Source organism: Tianweitania populi, assembly GCF_014652875.1.
GTDB lineage: Bacteria > Pseudomonadota > Alphaproteobacteria > Rhizobiales > Rhizobiaceae > Tianweitania > Tianweitania populi.
The window spans coordinates 681,495-697,533 of the sequence record NZ_BMZQ01000001.1; the positions used below are offsets into that span (position 1 = coordinate 681,495).

At 61.0% G+C, this 16,039-nt stretch carries 15 protein-coding genes and 1 tRNA gene; 8 read left to right on the top strand and 8 right to left on the bottom strand.

The window, feature by feature from the left end; translation table 11 throughout:
- Positions 1-61: 61 nt before the first annotated feature.
- Together IE166_RS03380 and IE166_RS03385 are read left to right on the top strand one after the other, a co-directional pair.
- Complete coding sequence (locus IE166_RS03380; RefSeq protein ID WP_189503217.1) at positions 62-1,288, top strand: lipoprotein-releasing ABC transporter permease subunit; 1,227 nt, start codon at positions 62-64, stop codon at positions 1,286-1,288.
- Positions 1,288-1,971: an ABC transporter ATP-binding protein gene (locus IE166_RS03385; RefSeq protein WP_189501602.1), complete on the top strand. Its 684-nt coding sequence runs from the start codon at positions 1,288-1,290 to the stop codon at positions 1,969-1,971. Before IE166_RS03380 ends, IE166_RS03385 begins: the two co-directional genes overlap by 1 nt.
- A gap of 150 nt (positions 1,972-2,121) precedes the next feature.
- Here the strand turns inward: IE166_RS03385 and lipB are convergent, their stop codons facing one another.
- On the bottom strand, positions 2,122-2,931 hold the full coding sequence (gene lipB, locus IE166_RS03390; protein ID WP_189501605.1) for a lipoyl(octanoyl) transferase LipB: 810 nt from the start codon (positions 2,929-2,931) through the stop codon (positions 2,122-2,124).
- Between the two features lie 217 nt (positions 2,932-3,148).
- On the opposite strand from lipB, the gene IE166_RS03395 reads away from it, so the two are divergent.
- The 4 genes from IE166_RS03395 (at position 3,149) to IE166_RS03410 (ending at position 5,986) form a co-directional block, all read left to right on the top strand.
- Positions 3,149-3,233, top strand: a tRNA-Leu gene (locus IE166_RS03395).
- 145 nt (positions 3,234-3,378) lie between these two features.
- Positions 3,379-3,966: a transglycosylase SLT domain-containing protein gene (locus IE166_RS03400; protein WP_189501606.1), complete on the top strand. Its 588-nt coding sequence runs from the start codon at positions 3,379-3,381 to the stop codon at positions 3,964-3,966.
- Between the two features lie 128 nt (positions 3,967-4,094).
- The gene (gene mgtE / locus IE166_RS03405) at positions 4,095-5,510 is read left to right on the top strand and encodes a magnesium transporter (protein WP_385964359.1); all 1,416 of its coding nucleotides are present in this window, start codon (positions 4,095-4,097) and stop codon (positions 5,508-5,510) included.
- Positions 5,511-5,599: 89 nt separating this feature from the next.
- On the top strand, positions 5,600-5,986 hold the full coding sequence (locus tag IE166_RS03410) for a MerR family transcriptional regulator (RefSeq protein WP_189503218.1): 387 nt from the start codon (positions 5,600-5,602) through the stop codon (positions 5,984-5,986).
- A 3-nt stretch (positions 5,987-5,989) separates the two neighbouring features.
- Here the strand turns inward: IE166_RS03410 and IE166_RS03415 are convergent, their stop codons facing one another.
- The 6 genes from IE166_RS03415 to IE166_RS03440 all read right to left on the bottom strand — a co-directional run bounded on the left by IE166_RS03415 (position 5,990) and on the right by IE166_RS03440 (position 12,083).
- Positions 5,990-6,238, bottom strand: a complete 249-nt coding sequence (locus IE166_RS03415) for a ParB N-terminal domain-containing protein (protein WP_189501610.1) — start codon at positions 6,236-6,238, stop codon at positions 5,990-5,992.
- 21 nt (positions 6,239-6,259) lie between these two features.
- Positions 6,260-7,765, bottom strand: a complete 1,506-nt coding sequence (locus IE166_RS03420; protein WP_189501612.1) for a tripartite tricarboxylate transporter permease — start codon at positions 7,763-7,765, stop codon at positions 6,260-6,262.
- A 4-nt stretch (positions 7,766-7,769) separates the two neighbouring features.
- A complete protein-coding gene (locus tag IE166_RS03425) occupies positions 7,770-8,231 on the bottom strand; it encodes a tripartite tricarboxylate transporter TctB family protein (RefSeq protein WP_189501614.1) in 462 nt (153 codons plus the stop codon).
- 60 nt (positions 8,232-8,291) lie between these two features.
- Positions 8,292-9,266 (bottom strand): tripartite tricarboxylate transporter substrate-binding protein, encoded by a 975-nt coding sequence (locus tag IE166_RS03430; RefSeq protein WP_189501616.1) that lies wholly within the window; start codon positions 9,264-9,266, stop codon positions 8,292-8,294.
- A 178-nt stretch (positions 9,267-9,444) separates the two neighbouring features.
- Entirely contained in the window at positions 9,445-10,623 is a 1,179-nt protein-coding gene (locus tag IE166_RS03435) for an alpha/beta hydrolase (protein WP_244641308.1), read from the bottom strand.
- Between the two features lie 2 nt (positions 10,624-10,625).
- A complete protein-coding gene (locus IE166_RS03440) occupies positions 10,626-12,083 on the bottom strand; it encodes a TrkH family potassium uptake protein (RefSeq protein WP_189501618.1) in 1,458 nt (485 codons plus the stop codon).
- 99 nt (positions 12,084-12,182) lie between these two features.
- On the opposite strand from IE166_RS03440, the gene ilvA reads away from it, so the two are divergent.
- The gene (gene ilvA, locus IE166_RS03445; RefSeq protein ID WP_189501620.1) at positions 12,183-13,457 is read left to right on the top strand and encodes a threonine ammonia-lyase IlvA; all 1,275 of its coding nucleotides are present in this window, start codon (positions 12,183-12,185) and stop codon (positions 13,455-13,457) included.
- 334 nt (positions 13,458-13,791) lie between these two features.
- Positions 13,792-15,144: a DEAD/DEAH box helicase gene (locus IE166_RS03450; RefSeq protein ID WP_244641397.1), complete on the top strand. Its 1,353-nt coding sequence runs from the start codon at positions 13,792-13,794 to the stop codon at positions 15,142-15,144.
- A 61-nt stretch (positions 15,145-15,205) separates the two neighbouring features.
- Here IE166_RS03450 and IE166_RS03455 read toward each other — a convergent pair whose 3' ends face one another.
- A complete protein-coding gene (locus IE166_RS03455) occupies positions 15,206-16,000 on the bottom strand; it encodes an SDR family NAD(P)-dependent oxidoreductase (protein ID WP_189501624.1) in 795 nt (264 codons plus the stop codon).
- Positions 16,001-16,039 lie beyond the last annotated feature (39 nt).

The window sequence follows — 16,039 nt, forward strand, 5'->3', positions numbered from 1 at the left end:
ACCCGCGCCGGCAGCCCACCCTTTGCCGGCTGGTGCCGGACCCTTTTCGGTGTTCGAACGCATGGTCGCCTGGCGCTACCTGCGTGCCCGACGCAAGGAAGCCTTCATCTCGGTGATCGCCTCCTTTTCGTTTGCCGGCATCATGCTGGGCGTTGCGACGCTGATCATCGTCATGGCGGTGATGAATGGCTTTCGCACGGAGTTGATGAGCCGCATCCTCGGCGTCAACGGTCACCTCATCATGCAGCCGATCGACCGCCCGCTGGATGATTATTCAGAGGTCGCCCGCCGCATCGAGGGCGTCGGCGGCGTCAAATATGCGCTGCCTCTGGTCGAGGGCCAGGTTCTGGCTTCCGGCAAGGTGGGTGCCGGCACCGGCGCGCTGGTGCGTGGCATTCGCGGCGAAGATCTCGTAAAGGTTCAGCTTGTCGCCAGCAACATCAAGCAGGGCACTCTGGAGGGCTTCGACACGGGCGAGGGCATTGCTATCGGCACCCGCATGGCGGAGAGCCTAGGCGTCAGTCTCGGTGATGGGCTGCAGCTGATTTCACCTGAGGGTGATGTAACGCCGTTCGGCGTGACGGCACGTCAGAAGACATATCCGATCAAAGCGATCTTCGAGGTCGGCATGTCGGAATATGATGCGTCCATCATCTTCATGCCTCTGTCGGAAGCGCAGCTCTACTTCAACGTCGAAGGTTTGGCGCAGACGATCGAGATCTATGTCGACAATCCCGACAATGTCGATGCACTGAAAGTGCCGATCGAGGATGCCGCACAGCGTCAGCTTGTGCTGACCGATTGGCGGCTGCGCAACCAGACCTTCTTCTCGGCACTTGAAGTCGAGCGCAACGTCATGTTCATGATTCTGACGCTGATCGTGCTGGTGGCGGCGCTGAACATCATTTCCGGCCTGATCATGCTGGTAAAGGATAAGGGTCGCGATATTGCGATCCTGCGGACGATGGGTGCCAGTCGCGGCGCCGTTATGCGCATCTTCCTGATGACAGGCTCGGCTATCGGCGTGACCGGCACCATCGCCGGCGTCATTCTCGGCGTCGTGGTTTGCCTCAATGTGGAGCGAATCCGCGCCTTTTTCTCCTGGCTGTCGGGAACGACCCTGTTCAACCCCGAGCTTTATTTCCTGTCGCAGCTGCCGGCTGAGATGAACATGCGCGAGACCGTTTCGGTGATCGCCATGGCACTTGTTTTGTCTTTCCTGGCAACGCTGTTCCCGGCTTGGCGCGCTGCTCGGCTCGACCCGGTCGAGGCCCTGAGGTACGAATAATGGCTGCTGAAGTCGTACTCGCGCTCAAGCGCGTCGAGCGTCATTACGTACAGGGCGAAAAGAAGCTCACCATCCTCAACGGTGCGGAGTTCGTGCTCCATCGTGGTGAGATGGTCGCGCTGGTGGCTCCCTCTGGAGCGGGGAAGTCGACTCTCTTGCATACGGCGGGATTGCTTGAGCGGCCGGATGCAGGCGAGGTTGTTCTCGCCGGGCGGCAATGCGGCAAGATGAGCGATGAGCAGCGCACGGCGATCCGCCGCAATGATGTTGGCTTCGTTTATCAGTTCCACCATCTCCTGCCGGAATTCTCTGCGTTGGAGAACATTGCCATGCCGCAGCTGATCAAGGGCCTTGCACCCAAGGAAGCGAAGAACCGCGCTGCACAACTGCTGGATTACATGAAGATCGGCAAGCGCGCTCATCACCGCCCGGCTGAGCTGTCGGGTGGCGAACAACAGCGCGTTGCGATTGCCCGTGCCGTCGCCAACGCGCCACTCGTGCTTCTGGCCGATGAGCCGACCGGCAACCTCGATCCCGTCACCGCATCCTATGTCTTCGATGCGATGGAAGCGCTTGTACGCCAGTCCGGTCTTTGCGCGTTGATTGCTACGCACAATCACGAGCTGGCTGCGCGCATGAACCGACGCGTCACGCTGCAGGATGGCAAGATCGTCGATCTTTGACGGGCGTAGTTTCACGCTCGTCATTCCTCCCAGTCAGCTGATTAACTTTCGTCTAAGACTCCGTTCACCTTGTCAGGAGGATAGCGGGGGAACGGATGAAGAACACTTGCAATTTGAACAAAAGTAGAACAAACAAGGTACATACTTAGATCAAGGAGCTAAGCCATGACCGAGATGTTCCAGGACGTGTTCTCCCTTGTTTCCATCAGCGCCTTCCTCGTTGGCGCTGCTTTCTGGATCGGCGCCATCTAGGGCGACCTTTCCGAAGACTTCGATGAAGGCCGACTTCAGGGCTTCATCCAGATCAGCCATCGTGACCGGAAGCCCGAGATCCACAAGGCTGGTCACGCCATAGCCGCTGATCCCGCAGGGCACGATGCCGGAGAAGTGCCCGAGCTCCGGTTCGACATTGATGGCAACGCCGTGAAAGCTCACCCAGCGGCGTAGCCGTATCCCGATCGCCGCGATCTTGTCTTCGGCAGGCGAGCCATCCGCGAGCGGCGGCCGATCCGGACGCACCACCCAAACACCGACGCGATCGTCGCGGCGTTCTCCGCGGATGTTGAACCGGTCGAGCGTCCCGATGATCCAAGCTTCCAGCGCGGCAACAAAGGCACGCACATCCTCGCGGCGGCGCTTGAGGTCGAGCATCACGTAAGCGACGCGCTGACCCGGCCCATGATAGGTATATTCACCACCGCGTCCGGCTTCGAACACGGGAAAGCGATCGGGCTGGAGAAGGTCCGTCGAAACCGCGCTGGTACCAGCGGTATAAAGGGGCGGGTGCTCAACCAGCCAGATCATTTCGCCGGAGCGTCCCTCCCGGATCGCAGCCGCGCGCTCTTCCATGACCGCCAGAGCATCAGGGTAGGACGTCAAGCCGGGCTCGACGCGCCATTCCACTGCGGCTGAACCCGGCTGCGGCAAGAAGGCGGTGTCGAGTTGATCACGCGTGGACATGGAGGCGGGCTTCTCGGAACTTGGTTCGACGACGGACAGCGGCAGCGATCCACGGGCTGATTGCCGCGCTTCGCATCGCTTCATATAGACCTTCGCCGCCCAACCTGCATCCTTGTGAAAAAGTGTTCGAACGCGATTATTCCGCGGTTTCGGACTTGTGCCCCCCAAACCCATTTGCTAGATGCCCGGTGCCGGTCAACGACCGGATCTACCACGTGCGGTCGTGGCGGAATTGGTAGACGCGCAGCGTTGAGGTCGCTGTGCCGCAAGGCGTGGAAGTTCGAGTCTTCTCGACCGCACCATTCGCTCCAAGAGCGATCCCAAACATTTCCAAAGCTGTATCCAATGCAGAGGTTTGGGAACTCGCTGGCGTAGGGCAGCTAGCCTTCCACCTTCGTTAATTCCATCTTTACGCGATCTTTAAGCATCCGGCTGTTTCTTCCGCGCATGACGAAGAAACCTCTTTATGCCTGTTTGCTGATGACGGCCTTGGCGGGATGCGCGAGTGCACCGGGCAACATCAACAATGCCTGTGCTGTGTTCAATCAGCGCGACGGTTTCTTCGATGATTGGCATGCTGCGGCCAAGCGTACGGAGCGCGCTTATGGCATTCCGGTGCCGATCCTGATGGCCACGCTGCGGCGCGAATCGGGCTTCCAAAGTGACGCGCGGCCACCGCGCACGAAGCTGCTGGGCTTGATCCCCTGGTCGCGTCCGTCTAGCGCATACGGGTACTCGCAAGCCCTGGACGGGACGTGGCGGCAGTATCGTCTGGAAACAGGCCGGTCGCTGGCGCGGCGCAACAGCTTCGCCGATGCCGTGGATTTCGTCGGCTGGTACCATGCCCGCACCGTCGCCACGAAGGGCGTTGCGCCCAACGATGCGTACAATCTCTATCTTGCTTATTACCTCGGCTGGTCGGGCTTTGATGGCGGCGCCACGCGCGACAACAAGGGCGTCCAGCGCTATGCGCGGGAGATGGCGGCGATGGCCAAGCGCTATGAAGTGCAACTTGCGTCATGCCGTGGCCTTTAGCACGCTAAGGCGGTTCTTTATCGCCTAAGCCGCATTTCGTTTTGCCTCCGTCACGATAAGGGGTTATGGCTCGCGAAGCGGGCGTCCAGCCGGCTTCCCCTATCATCAAACGGCTTTTGGAGGCGCTCTTGGACGACTTGCACGGCGTCGACAAAGATCAACGCAACGCCTCTCCTGAAGCGGACATCTACAACGAAGGTGGTGCGATCCGCGCCAGCTTCCTGCAAACGATCAGCGATGCGCTCGATCGGCGCGATGCTGCCGCTCTCAAGCGGGAGATCGAGGACCTTCACCAATCGGAAATGGGCGACCTGATCGAGGCTCTCCAGCCTGATCAGCGCAGCGATCTGGTGACATTGCTCGGCGCCGATTTCGACTTTACGGCGCTAACCGAGGTCGACGACAATATTCGCGCCGAGATCGTCGACGCGATGCCGAACGAGCAGATCGCCCAAGCGGTTCAGGAACTCGATTCGGACGATGCCGTCTACATTCTGGAAGATCTGGACGAAGAGGATCAGGAAGCGATCCTTGCCCAGCTTCCGTTCACCGAACGCGTCCGTCTTCGCCGCTCGCTGGATTATCCGGAAGAAACCGCCGGACGCCGTATGCAAACGGAGTTCGTGGCCGTGCCGGCGTTCTGGAGCGTCGGCCAGACCATCGATTACATGCGTGAAGACGGCAATCTGCCGGAGCGCTTCAGCCAGATTTTCGTGATCGATCCGACCTTCAAACTACTCGGAGCGGTGGATCTCGATCAGGTGCTGCGCTCCAAACGGGGCGTGCGGATCGAAGAGGTCATGCATGAAACCCGCCATGCCATCCCGGCCACGATGGACCAGGAAGAGGCCGCGCGCGAATTCGAGCAGTACGATCTTCTATCGGCGGCCGTCGTGGACGAGAACGAACGTCTCGTCGGCGTGCTGACCATCGATGACGTCGTCGACGTGATTCAGCAGGAGGCCGAGGAAGACCTTCTGCGCATGGGTGGCGTCGGCGATGAAGAACTATCCGATTCGGTGCGTGACACGTCGCGCTCGCGCGTTCCGTGGCTCTTGGTGAACCTCGTAACGGCGTTCCTGGCGGCATCGGTCATCAACCTGTTCGAAGGAACGATCGAGCAGATCGTGGCGCTTGCGGTGCTGATGCCGATCGTCGCGGGTATGGGCGGTAACGCCGCCTCGCAGACGATGACGGTGACCGTTCGCGCACTCGCGACACGCGACCTCGATATCTACAATGCCGGCCGTATCATCCGGCGTGAGATGGGTGTCGGCCTGATCAACGGCATCTTGTTTGCGGTGCTGATCGGCTGCGTTGCCGGCTTCTGGTTCGGGGATATCAACATTGGCGGCGTGATTGCCGCAGCCATGGTCATCAACATGTTTGCGGCAGCCCTTGGCGGGATCCTGATTCCCCTTTTGCTGGACAAGGTGGGTGCCGATCCTGCCGTGTCTTCATCCGTGTTCGTCACGGCGGTGACGGATATTGTCGGCTTCTTCGCGTTCCTTGGTCTGGCAACCTGGTGGTTTGGTCTGGCTTGAACGATCCGCTGGGCATCGCCTACCGCATTTGACTCTTACGTAAATGCGGTGACAAGGTCGGCTCAAGAAAAGCGGTGAGCCAGCGCTACGTGCGAGAATACTATACGATCACGGAATTGACGCGGGAGTTCGACATCTCCACGCGCACGCTGCGCTTTTATGAAGATGAAGGGCTCATCCACCCCGTGCGACGTGGGCGGACCCGGTTGTTTCGTCCGACCGACCGCCACCTCTTGAAACAGATCCTGCGCGGAAAGCGGCTTGGCTTTTCCATCAACGAAATCCGCGAGATTGTTCAGATGTACAAGGAGCCGCCCGGCGAGGTCGGGCAGCTCAAGCTGATGATCCAGCGCATCGACGAAAAGCGTGATGATCTCCGCCAGAAGCGGCGTGATCTAGAGGAAACCCTGGAAGAACTCGACCACGCCGAAGAAGCCTGCGTCGAGCGCCTTGCCGAACTTGGCGTCAACACCTGAGCGTCAGTGCCGCCGAGCCTGGACAAGGTAGGCGTCGATAACGGTTTCTCCGAGCCATTTCGCCGCCTCCAGGCGATGCAGCCCTTCCACCAACACATAACGGTTCTGGTCATGCCTGACCTGAATCGGTGTCTGCATGCCGTTTTGAAGGATGTCCTCGGCCAACAGGCGAACCGTGTCTGGATGCAGCGTCTTGCGCCTGGCGGTTGGGACGTAAACCTGCTCGATCACAATCTTCTGCACACGAAGCATTGCTTCTCCTTGCCTGAAACCTCAGTCCTCCTCGACGAAGACTTCGTCGCGCTTCTTGCGCACGGAAGGCAGGAACACCACGACAAGGACCGCAAGCGCCAGCAGAAGCAGAATGGCACTGATCGGACGTGTCACGAAGACGGACGGATCGCCGCGCGAGATGATCATGGCGCGACGCAGGTTTTCTTCCAGCAACGGTCCAAGCACGAAGCCCAGAAGAAGCGGTGCCGGCTCGCACCGCAGCTTGGCCAGCACGTAGCCGATCAGACCGAAGAAGGCGACGGCATAGAGGTCGTAGGCATTGCCGTTGACGCTGTAAACGCCGATCGAGCAGAAGGCCATGATGATCGGAAACAGCACGTAATAAGGAACAGTCAGCAGCTTCACCCAAAGCCCGATCAGCGGCAGGTTCAGGATCACCAGCATCAGGTTGCCGATCCACATGGACGCGATGATGCCCCAGAACAGAGCGGGCTGCTCGGTCGCGACGTTGGGTCCGGGCACAATGCCCTGGATGATCATCGCGCCGATCATCAGCGCCATCACCGGGTTGGCCGGAATGCCGAGCGTCAGCATCGGAATGAATGACGTCTGGGCGCCAGCATTGTTGGCCGATTCGGGCCCAGCCACGCCCGCTACCGCTCCGCGCCCAAACTCGTCCGGCGTCTTCGAAACGCGCTTTTCGACCGTATAGGACGCGAAGGCGGCCAGGATCGCTCCACCGCCCGGCAGGATGCCGAGTGCGGACCCGATTGCGGTGCCCCTCAGCATAGGTGCGATCATGGCCCTGAGGTCTTCGCGCGACGGGAACAAGCCGCCGACTTTTGCCATCAGGAGTTCGCGAGTTTTTTCGGTTTCCAGGTTGCGAAGGATCTCGGCAATGCCGAACACGCCCACGGCGACCGCCACGAAGTTTAATCCGTCCGAATATTCCCGAATGCCGAACGTAAAGCGCGGGGTCCCACTATAGATGTCGGTGCCGACCAGGCCGAGCAGAAGCCCCAGAACCACCATCCCAAGCGCTTTCACGATGGACCCATGAGCAAGCGCGATCGACGAAACAAGGCCCACAACCATCAGCGAGAAATACTCAGCTGCACCGAACTGTAGCGCGATCGATGTCAAAGGCGGTGCGAAAAGGGCGACGAGGAAGGTCGAGACCGTTCCCGCAAAGAACGAACCAAGCGCTGCGATTGCCAGTGCAGAGCCGGCCTTTCCGCGCCGCGCCATCTGGTAGCCATCGAGCGCGGTGACGGCCGACGAGCTTTCGCCGGGCATGTTGATCAGGATCGCGGTGGTTGAACCGCCATACTGCGCACCATAATAAATGCCGGCCAGCATGATCAGCGATGAAACCGGTTCGAGCTGGAAGGTGATCGGCAACAGCATGGCGATCGTAGCGGTCGCACCAATGCCGGGCAGCACGCCGACCAGGGTGCCGAGAAGCACGCCGATCAAGCAGAACAGTAGGTTCCAGGGTGAAGCGGCGGTGGCAAGGCCGAGCGCGAGATTGCTGAACAATTCCATCAGGTCAGTATCCCAACCAAGGTCCGAACAAGCGGAACGGCAAACCCAGCGCCTTGATGAACACCAAGGTCGAGAAAAGCGTGACCGCTGCGGCAAGCACAATCGCCATAAGCGGACGCATGCGGGTTGAAGCGAAGGCGGCGATCAGTGCGGCCAGGAAAAGGGCAGGGACGAAGCCCAGGCCGCGCACAGTCAGGCCGAAGATGATGGGCGCCGGCAGGATAAGCAGCATGCCGCGCCAGGCAAACGCGCCAATCGGTTCGCCTTGAACCCGCGTTGCTTGAACAAGCACGATGCAGCCCAGGAAGATCAGGATGAGCGCCAGCACCAGCGGGAAATAACCGGGGCCCATGCGGAAGGTTGTGCCAAGCTCGAGGCCGAAAGCCTGGAAGGCGAACACCGCGCCGATGGCGATGAACAGCGCGCCGGCCGCTCCGTTGGCTGGATCGATGGAAACAGATTTCATGAGCAATCCGGATAAAGGGCGCAAGAAAAGGGCGGCCTGCTCAGCCGCCCTCGGACTGGATCAGTCGGCGTATTGCCCGGCGGCCTCGATCACCGGCTTCCAGCGGGCGATCTCGCCTTCCAGCTTGGCCTTCAAGGCAGCAGGGGTGGCGTCGGCGGCCGGTGACGGGATGGTGCCCAGCTCGGCGAAGCGATCGATGACGTTCTTGTCTGCCAAGGCAACCTGCAGCGACTTTGACAAGCGGTCGACCACATCGGCCGGCGTGCCCTTGGGCGCATAAAGGCCGTGCCAGATGGAGACGTCGAAGTTGTTCAAACCGCCTTCCGCTGCGGTTGGAACGTCGGGCAGAACCTTGAGGCGCTCCGGGGTGGTGACGGCGTAGGCTTTGATCGTGCCGCCCTGGATCTGCTTGGTTGTGTTGGTGGTCTGGTCGCACATGATGTCGACTTGGCCGCCCAGCAGATCGGTCATGGCCGGGCCGGTGCCCTTGTAGGGGACCGTGACGAGCGAGGTGTCGATGGCGCTCATGAACATCATGCCGCAGAGATGCGAGGCCGCGCCGATGCCGGCATTGGCGACCGTGACGGTGTCCTTGTTGGCCTTGGCGTATTCCACCAGGCTCTTAAGATCGGTCGGCTCGAGGTCCTTGCGGGCAACAAGCGTCATGGGAACTTCGGTCACCAAGCCTATGTAATCAAACGCATTCAGCGTGTCATAGGACAGCTTGCGATAGAGCGTGGCGCTGGTTGCCATGCCGATATGGTGCAGCAGAAGCGTGTAGCCGTCCGGGTCCGCATCGGCCACGCGACCGGCGCCAAGGGTGCCGCCGGCACCGCCGACATTCTCGACGATGACCTGCTGGCCGAGGTCTTTCGACATGGCTTCGGCGACCAGGCGGGTCACCGTATCGGTCGGGCCGCCGGCCGCGAAAGGCACGACGACGGTGATGTTGCGGTCGGGGAAGGTCTGCGCTTGGACGCTCGCAACAGCGGCGAAAGACAGACCTGCGGCGAGAACTGCCACCAGTTTTTTCACGAAGTTCCTCCCGGTTTTACGGACGGTTCTTCCGATTTCCTCCCGGAATCCCCGCGCAATTTCCGTAATCGTTCCCTTTTTTTCCGCTTTTCGCAACCGGTTCCGGTCGTGAAAAGCGGTTCAAGCGGTCCGAAGGAGGATCTTTCCCGTTATCAATTGGTCGTAGACGACGACGCTTCTACTGACCCAGCACCACGTTGAAGACCTCGAATGGGGTGGTGACCACGATCGAGGCGGCGGAGGCGACGGTCTGGCCGAGCGCTGAGCCGAAGGTCTCGACCCGGCCTGCCGGGTTGCCGGCATTGTCGCCACGCATGCTGCCGTCGGAACGGAGCTGTTCGCCGAGCATCTGGATCAGCAGCGGATTGTCGGCGAACTTGGCGTGGTTCAATCGATCGGCCGAATGCACTTCTGTGAGGTCGGCAACGGTAACGCCGAGCTTGGCAAGCGCAGCATCGTCATCATAGCCACCGACACGCGGACGGTTGCCGGCGATGAGGCCGGAGATACGAAGCGCATTATCGTCGCGCGACAGCAGCAGCAGGAACGGCTTCTTCGGCGTGCCGTAGCGGCGCATCTGCGAGCGGAAAACGTCGATGTCGATATCGGGCGAGGCGAGGATGACGTCGCCGAGCTTGCCGTTGAGGGTGCCGTCATTGGTGATGGCGAGCTGGCGAAGCGCTTCCATCGTCAGCCAGGTGCCCATGGAATGGGCGATGATGTCGATGCGGCTGGCACCGGAGTCCGCCAGAACGCGCAGGGTTTGCTCCAGGCTGTCGCGGGCAACCGTCGCGCTGTTGCTGTCATAGACATAATCGAGCGTGCGGCCGGCGGATGCCCAAGTGAAGAGCACCGGCGTACCGGGATATTTAGCGTCGTGAACGATTTGCGTGGTGCGATAAACCGCTTCGTCGAAACTTGTATTGTAGCCGTGGATGAAGACGAGGGCACGACCGCCCTTCTTCTTGATGTCGGCATCAAGGTCGCGGCGGAAGGGTTCATCCTCCTTGTAAAGCGCGATCTGGGTGGGCGTGAAGAAGCGTGCCGGATCCGGCTTGTTGTTGCGGGAACGCTCAATCATGCCAACCTGATGCACGGCCGGAACCGTTACGTCGATGCGCGCGAAGCTCACTCCATCTTCGGCCCGGGATCCGCTGTAGACATAGGCGGGATCATCGGACTTGGCGCGGGTAGTCGCGATGAAGATATCATGATCCGCTTCCACCTTGGGGTTCGATGCGGCATCGGCGACCGGCACCAGAGGAAACGCGCTTCGTCCGGCACAGGCGCCGAGCGTCAGGCTAAGCAAAGTTACTATACACAGCCGTGTCAGGGAGGCGGTGGTGGGCATGGTCATTGTCAGCGTCCCCAGAAGCCCGGCGTAAAGATCACCAGCACGGCCAGAATTTCCAATCGCCCAAGCAGCATGGCGAAGCACAGCACCCATTTGGCAGAATCGGGCACGCCCGAATAGTTGCCGGCAGGGCCGATGGCCTCGCCGAGACCCGGACCGACATTGGTCAGCGAGCCCAGCGCACCGCTCAGCGAAGTCATGAGATCGAGGCCAGTAGCCGCAAGCAGGATGGTCGTAATCAGCCAGATCATCATGAAGGCGGAGATGAACAGCACGACGGCGCGCTGCATGGCCTCCTCGACGGGCCGGTCGCCGTACCGAACGGGAAGAACCATGTTCGGATAGATCAGGCGCTTCAAGCCGTTCACGAGCAGCTCATACAGGATCAGGAAGCGATAGGCTTTGATGCCGCCGGCAGTCGAGCCCGAGCAGCCGCCGAGAAAGGTGGCGATAAAGGCGCAGGCAACGGCGAACGGCCCCCATTGCGAATAATCCACCGACGCAAAGCCGGTGGTCGTGATGATCGACACGAAGTTGAAGGTGGCGTGGGTAATGGCCGCGCCGAAGGGCATGCCGGTCGATACCCGCAGATAGATGGCGACGGCCAGCGCGAACACGATCGTATAACCGGCAAACACGCGGATCTGCGGATCGCCGAGCGCTTCTGTCCGCCCGCGCACGGCAAACAGGATGAGGATCGACGAAGGAAGCGCGCCGATGAACATGAAGACGATGGCCGTCCAAAGGATCGTGTAGTTTTCGGCATACATGCCGAAGGACACGTCATGGGTCGAAAGCCCGGCTGTCGAGATTGTCGTCATGGCATGGTTCAGCGCATCGAAGCTGCCCATTCCGCCAGCGGCATAGGCGAAGGCGCAGGCAAGCGTCAGCCCGATATAGATCGCCAGCAGCGTGAAGGTGAAGGTCGCCAGCCGCTCGAAGGGCCGGTCCTCGATGTCTGTCGACTCGATGCGGAAATAGGTGATGCCGCCGATATTGAGGAAGGGAAGGAGAAACAGGCCGAGCGCGATGACGCCGAGGCCGCCCATCCATTGCAGGAGCGATCGCCACAGGAGAATGCCGGGAGGGGCTTCGTCCAAACCGTTGATGACGGTGCCGCCTGTCGTGGTGATGCCGGACACGGCTTCATACACGGCGTCCGACAAGCTGAGTTCGAGCGACGACATCATGAACGGCACGACGCCGGCCGCAGCCATGGTGAACCACAGCAGATTGACGAGCAGGAAGCCAAAGCGCGGCGACACGATCGGCGGGCGGGCACGGGTGGCCAGCGCCACGCCCATGGATAGACCGCCTGTAAAGAAGGCCGAGAAAACGAAGACCTTCCAGTCTTCGTGACCATAATAAAGATCGACCGCCGCCGGCAGCAGCATCGCCCCGGATAGATACATTCCGAAGATACCGGCAACGTGGAGGGCAGCGCGGACGGCGAGGCTTTGCAATCACATGTCCTAGTGGCGGCGCGAGCCTGGAAAGGGCGAGTGGCGAGAACCCCTCGAATATGCAATAGCGGCCTCCTCGTCCACAGCCGGGTTGCCGTCATGTCCTCGCAAGAAGCCTCTACCGCCTTTGTTGACCACGTGGCGGAGGCTGCACACGCCATTCGCGAGATCTTTCCCGAAACACCGTTGCAGGAAAACGACTATCTCTCGCGCAAATACGGGGCGCGCATCTTCCTCAAGCGTGAGGACCTGTCGCCGGTGCGGTCCTACAAGATTCGCGGCGCGCACAACTTCATGCGCCGGTCGCTGCAAGCGGCGCCGGACACCAGGAGCTTTGTTTGTGCTTCGGCCGGTAATCACGCGCAGGGCTTGGCATTCGTATGCCGCCATTTCGACAAGCAGGGCGTGATCTTCATGCCCGTGACGACACCGCAGCAGAAGATCGACAAGACAAGGCTGTTCGGCGGCTCCAATGTCGAGATCAAGCTGGTGGGCGACTTCTTCGACGATTGCTATCGCGCGGCCATCGCTTTTGCTTCCGAAACAGGCGCCGTGCTGGTGCCGCCCTTCGATCATCCCGACATCATCGAGGGGCAGGCGACCGTTGCGCTGGAGATCGCGGCGCAACTGCCGGAGGACGTGACGGTCGATCGCATGATCATTCCGGTTGGCGGTGGTGGTCTGGCGGCTGGGGCTTCGCACTATCTCGGCGATCTCGACTGGAAGACGAATTTCACCTTTGTCGAGCCGGTTGGCGCGCCCAGCCTGCGCACGAGCCTTGCTACCGGAAAACGTGAAAGACTGCCGCGCGTCGACAGCTTCGTCGATGGTGCGGCGGTGGCTGAAATCGGCGCAGCGCCGTTCGAGCAACTCAGCAAGTTTTCCGCCGATGATGTTCGTTTGATTCCGGAAAACCGCGTTTGCGCAACCATCGTCGAGATGCTGAACGTGGAGGGCGTGGTACTGGAACCGGCCGGCGCGCTGTCGATCGACGCGCTGAAGGATCTTGCACCGGAAGATCGTGAAGGAAAGGTGATCGTCGCCATCGTGTCGGGCGGCAACTTCGATTTCGAACGGCTGCCGGACGTCAAGGAGCGTGCGCTGCGCTTCGAAGGCTTGAAGAAGTATTATGTCATCCGCTTCCCGCAGCGGCCGGGCGCCTTGCGCGGCTTCCTCGATCTGCTCGGGCCGGAAGACGACGTTGCGCGCTTCGAATATCTGAAGAAGTCGGCACGCAATTTCGGCTCCGTTCTGATCGGCATCGAGACCATCAGGCCCGAGAACTTCATGCGGCTGGAAGTGAACATGGATGCCGCCGGCTTCCAGTACCAGAACATCACCGACAACGATGCGCTGGCAAGCCTCATCATCTGAGGCAAGGCAGACCGGACAATGAAGTCTTGCGTTTGCGGCTGAACAGGCCCATATGCAGGGCGTAGGCGCATGGGCTGGCATTGACCGGCTTTCTCGATCTGAGACTGGTTGCGTCATCCTGCCTGATCCGGGCTGTTCCGGTGAGGGTTGAGCGTTCCCCTCGAGGGAACACGACAGCGCAACCGAGTGGAGCTCAAGGCTCCGCCGCCACGTCGTTCACATCATTTATTTTGTCGCGGGGCTGCGCCCGCCGGCACATCGCGGCATGTTGACCGCGCGAAAGATTAGTTTGTCCTATACTCCTGTTTCCACACCGACCATTTCTACCCCGACCATGGCCGATCTCGGCATCACCGGTGCTCTGCTTCAGTCCACGGCCAAGGCCGGTTTCGTCAATCCGAAGCCGATCCAGGTTGCCGCCATCCCGCCGCATCTGGAAGGCCGCGACATCATTGCCATCGCCCAGACCGGTTCCGGCAAGACGGCCGCCTTCACCTTGCCGATCCTCACCAAGATCATGGCACTGGGCGCCAAGCGCATCCCCAAGACCGCGCATGCGTTGATCCTTGCGCCGACCCGCGAATTGGCGGTGCAGATCGAAGAAACCATCAAGGCCGTCACCAAGGGTATGCACATCTCGACGGCGCTGGTTCTGGGCGGTGTTTCCCGCTTCAGCCAGGTCAAGAAGCTGCAGCCGGGCGTCGATGTTCTGATCGCCACGCCTGGCCGTCTGGTCGACCTCGTTCGCGAAGGCGACGTGAAGCTTGCGGAAACGCGCTGGCTCGTGCTCGACGAAGCCGACCGTATGCTCGACATGGGCTTCATCAACGATGTGAAGAAGCTCGCCCGCGCCACGCATCCGAAGCGCCAGACGGCGCTTTATTCCGCGACCATGCCGCAGGAAATCGCTTCGCTGGCCGATACGCTGTTGAACGATCCCATCCGCGTCGAAGTCGCGCCGCAGGGCACCACCGCCAAGGAGATCGTGCAGAGCGTGCATATCGTGCCGCTGAAGCAGAAGCGCGTGTTCCTGTCGAAGCTGCTGGCCGATGAAGCCATGAAGCAGGTGATCGTGTTCTCGCGCACCAAGCATGGTGCGGATCGCGTCACCCGCGATCTCGAGCGCGATGGGTTTAACGCGGCCGTAATCCACGGCAACAAGTCGCAGAATGCGCGCCAGAAGGCGCTCAACGGGTTCCGCGATGGCTCCGTGCGCATCCTCGTTGCCACCGATATTGCGGCGCGCGGCATCGACGTGCCGGGCATCAGCCATGTCGTCAACTTCGACCTGCCGGATGAGGCGGAAAGCTATGTGCACCGCATCGGCCGTACCGGTCGTAACGGCGCCGATGGCGTGGCAATCACGCTGTGCGATCCAGCCGAAGCCGCCAAGCTGCGCGCCGTGGAAAAGGTCACCCGCACCAAGCTGACGATCGCCAGCGATCTGTCGGGCGGCGTGGATCTCGATGCTCAGGCAGCCATGCCGCAGCCGGCGCGCAACCAGCGTCCGAACAATCGTCCGCAGCCAAATCGCGGTGGCCATCGCGGTGGCGGCAAGCCGCAGGGCGAGCATGGCGGTGAGCGTTCGGGCCAGGCAAAGCCCGCGCGCAAGCCGGAGGGCGACAAGCCGTTCCGCGCCAAGCGCCGCACCTTCGGCAATCGCAAGCCTGCGTCGCGCGCGGCCTGATTGTCCAACTGATCGAATGGAAAAAAGGCGGAGCCTGGGAAACCAGCTCCGCCTTTTTCTTTTAGCCCCAGCTGCGCTTGTTCCAGCCGCTGAGACGAAACAGCAGCTCGTGACGAAGCCCATGCGGCAGGATGCGCACGAGCTTCATCGGCCAGGCCAAACGGCGGGGAAACACGACCTCGAAGCCGCCGGAGCGCAGGCCTGTTACCATGCGGGCGGCGGCTGCGTCGGTCTGCATCAGAGCCGGCATCGGAAACTTGTTCAGCCGCGTCATGGCAGTTTCCACGAAGCCCGGATTGATCATTTGGATGCGCACATTGATCTTGCGCAGATCGAAGCGCAGGGCCTCGGCAATCGTGTTCAGCGCCGACTTGGTGGAACCGTAGGCAGCAGTCGTCGGCAGGCCGAAATAGGCAGTGAGCGAGCCGACGATGGCGATCTGGCCTCGCTTGCGCGCCTTCATCTTTTCCACCACGGGCGCCAAACAGCGCACCACGCCAAAGATGTTCACGTCATAAACGCGTTCGTACAAAGCCGGCTGCACGCGGCTTCCGGCAGCCGGCAGCGAGGTGCCGGCGTTGAGCACGGCAAGCGCGATGGGCCCAAGCTCGGCTTCGACCCGCTCGACGGTTGCGCGCGCGGCATCTTCATCCGTCACATCGAGTGGGAAGGCGACGATGCGGCCATTGCCGACATTTTCTTTGGTCAAGGTCTCGAGCTTATCGACGCTTCGGGCCGAAGCCGCCACCGTGTAGCCCTCGCGGGCAAGCGCCAAACACAGCGCATAGCCGATGCCGCCGCTGGCACCGGTAACCCATGCGACACCATCTTCCGGCGAAGCGCGAAACAAGGACATAACAACATTCTCCTGAACGGCTTTGCGTCTATCTGCTTC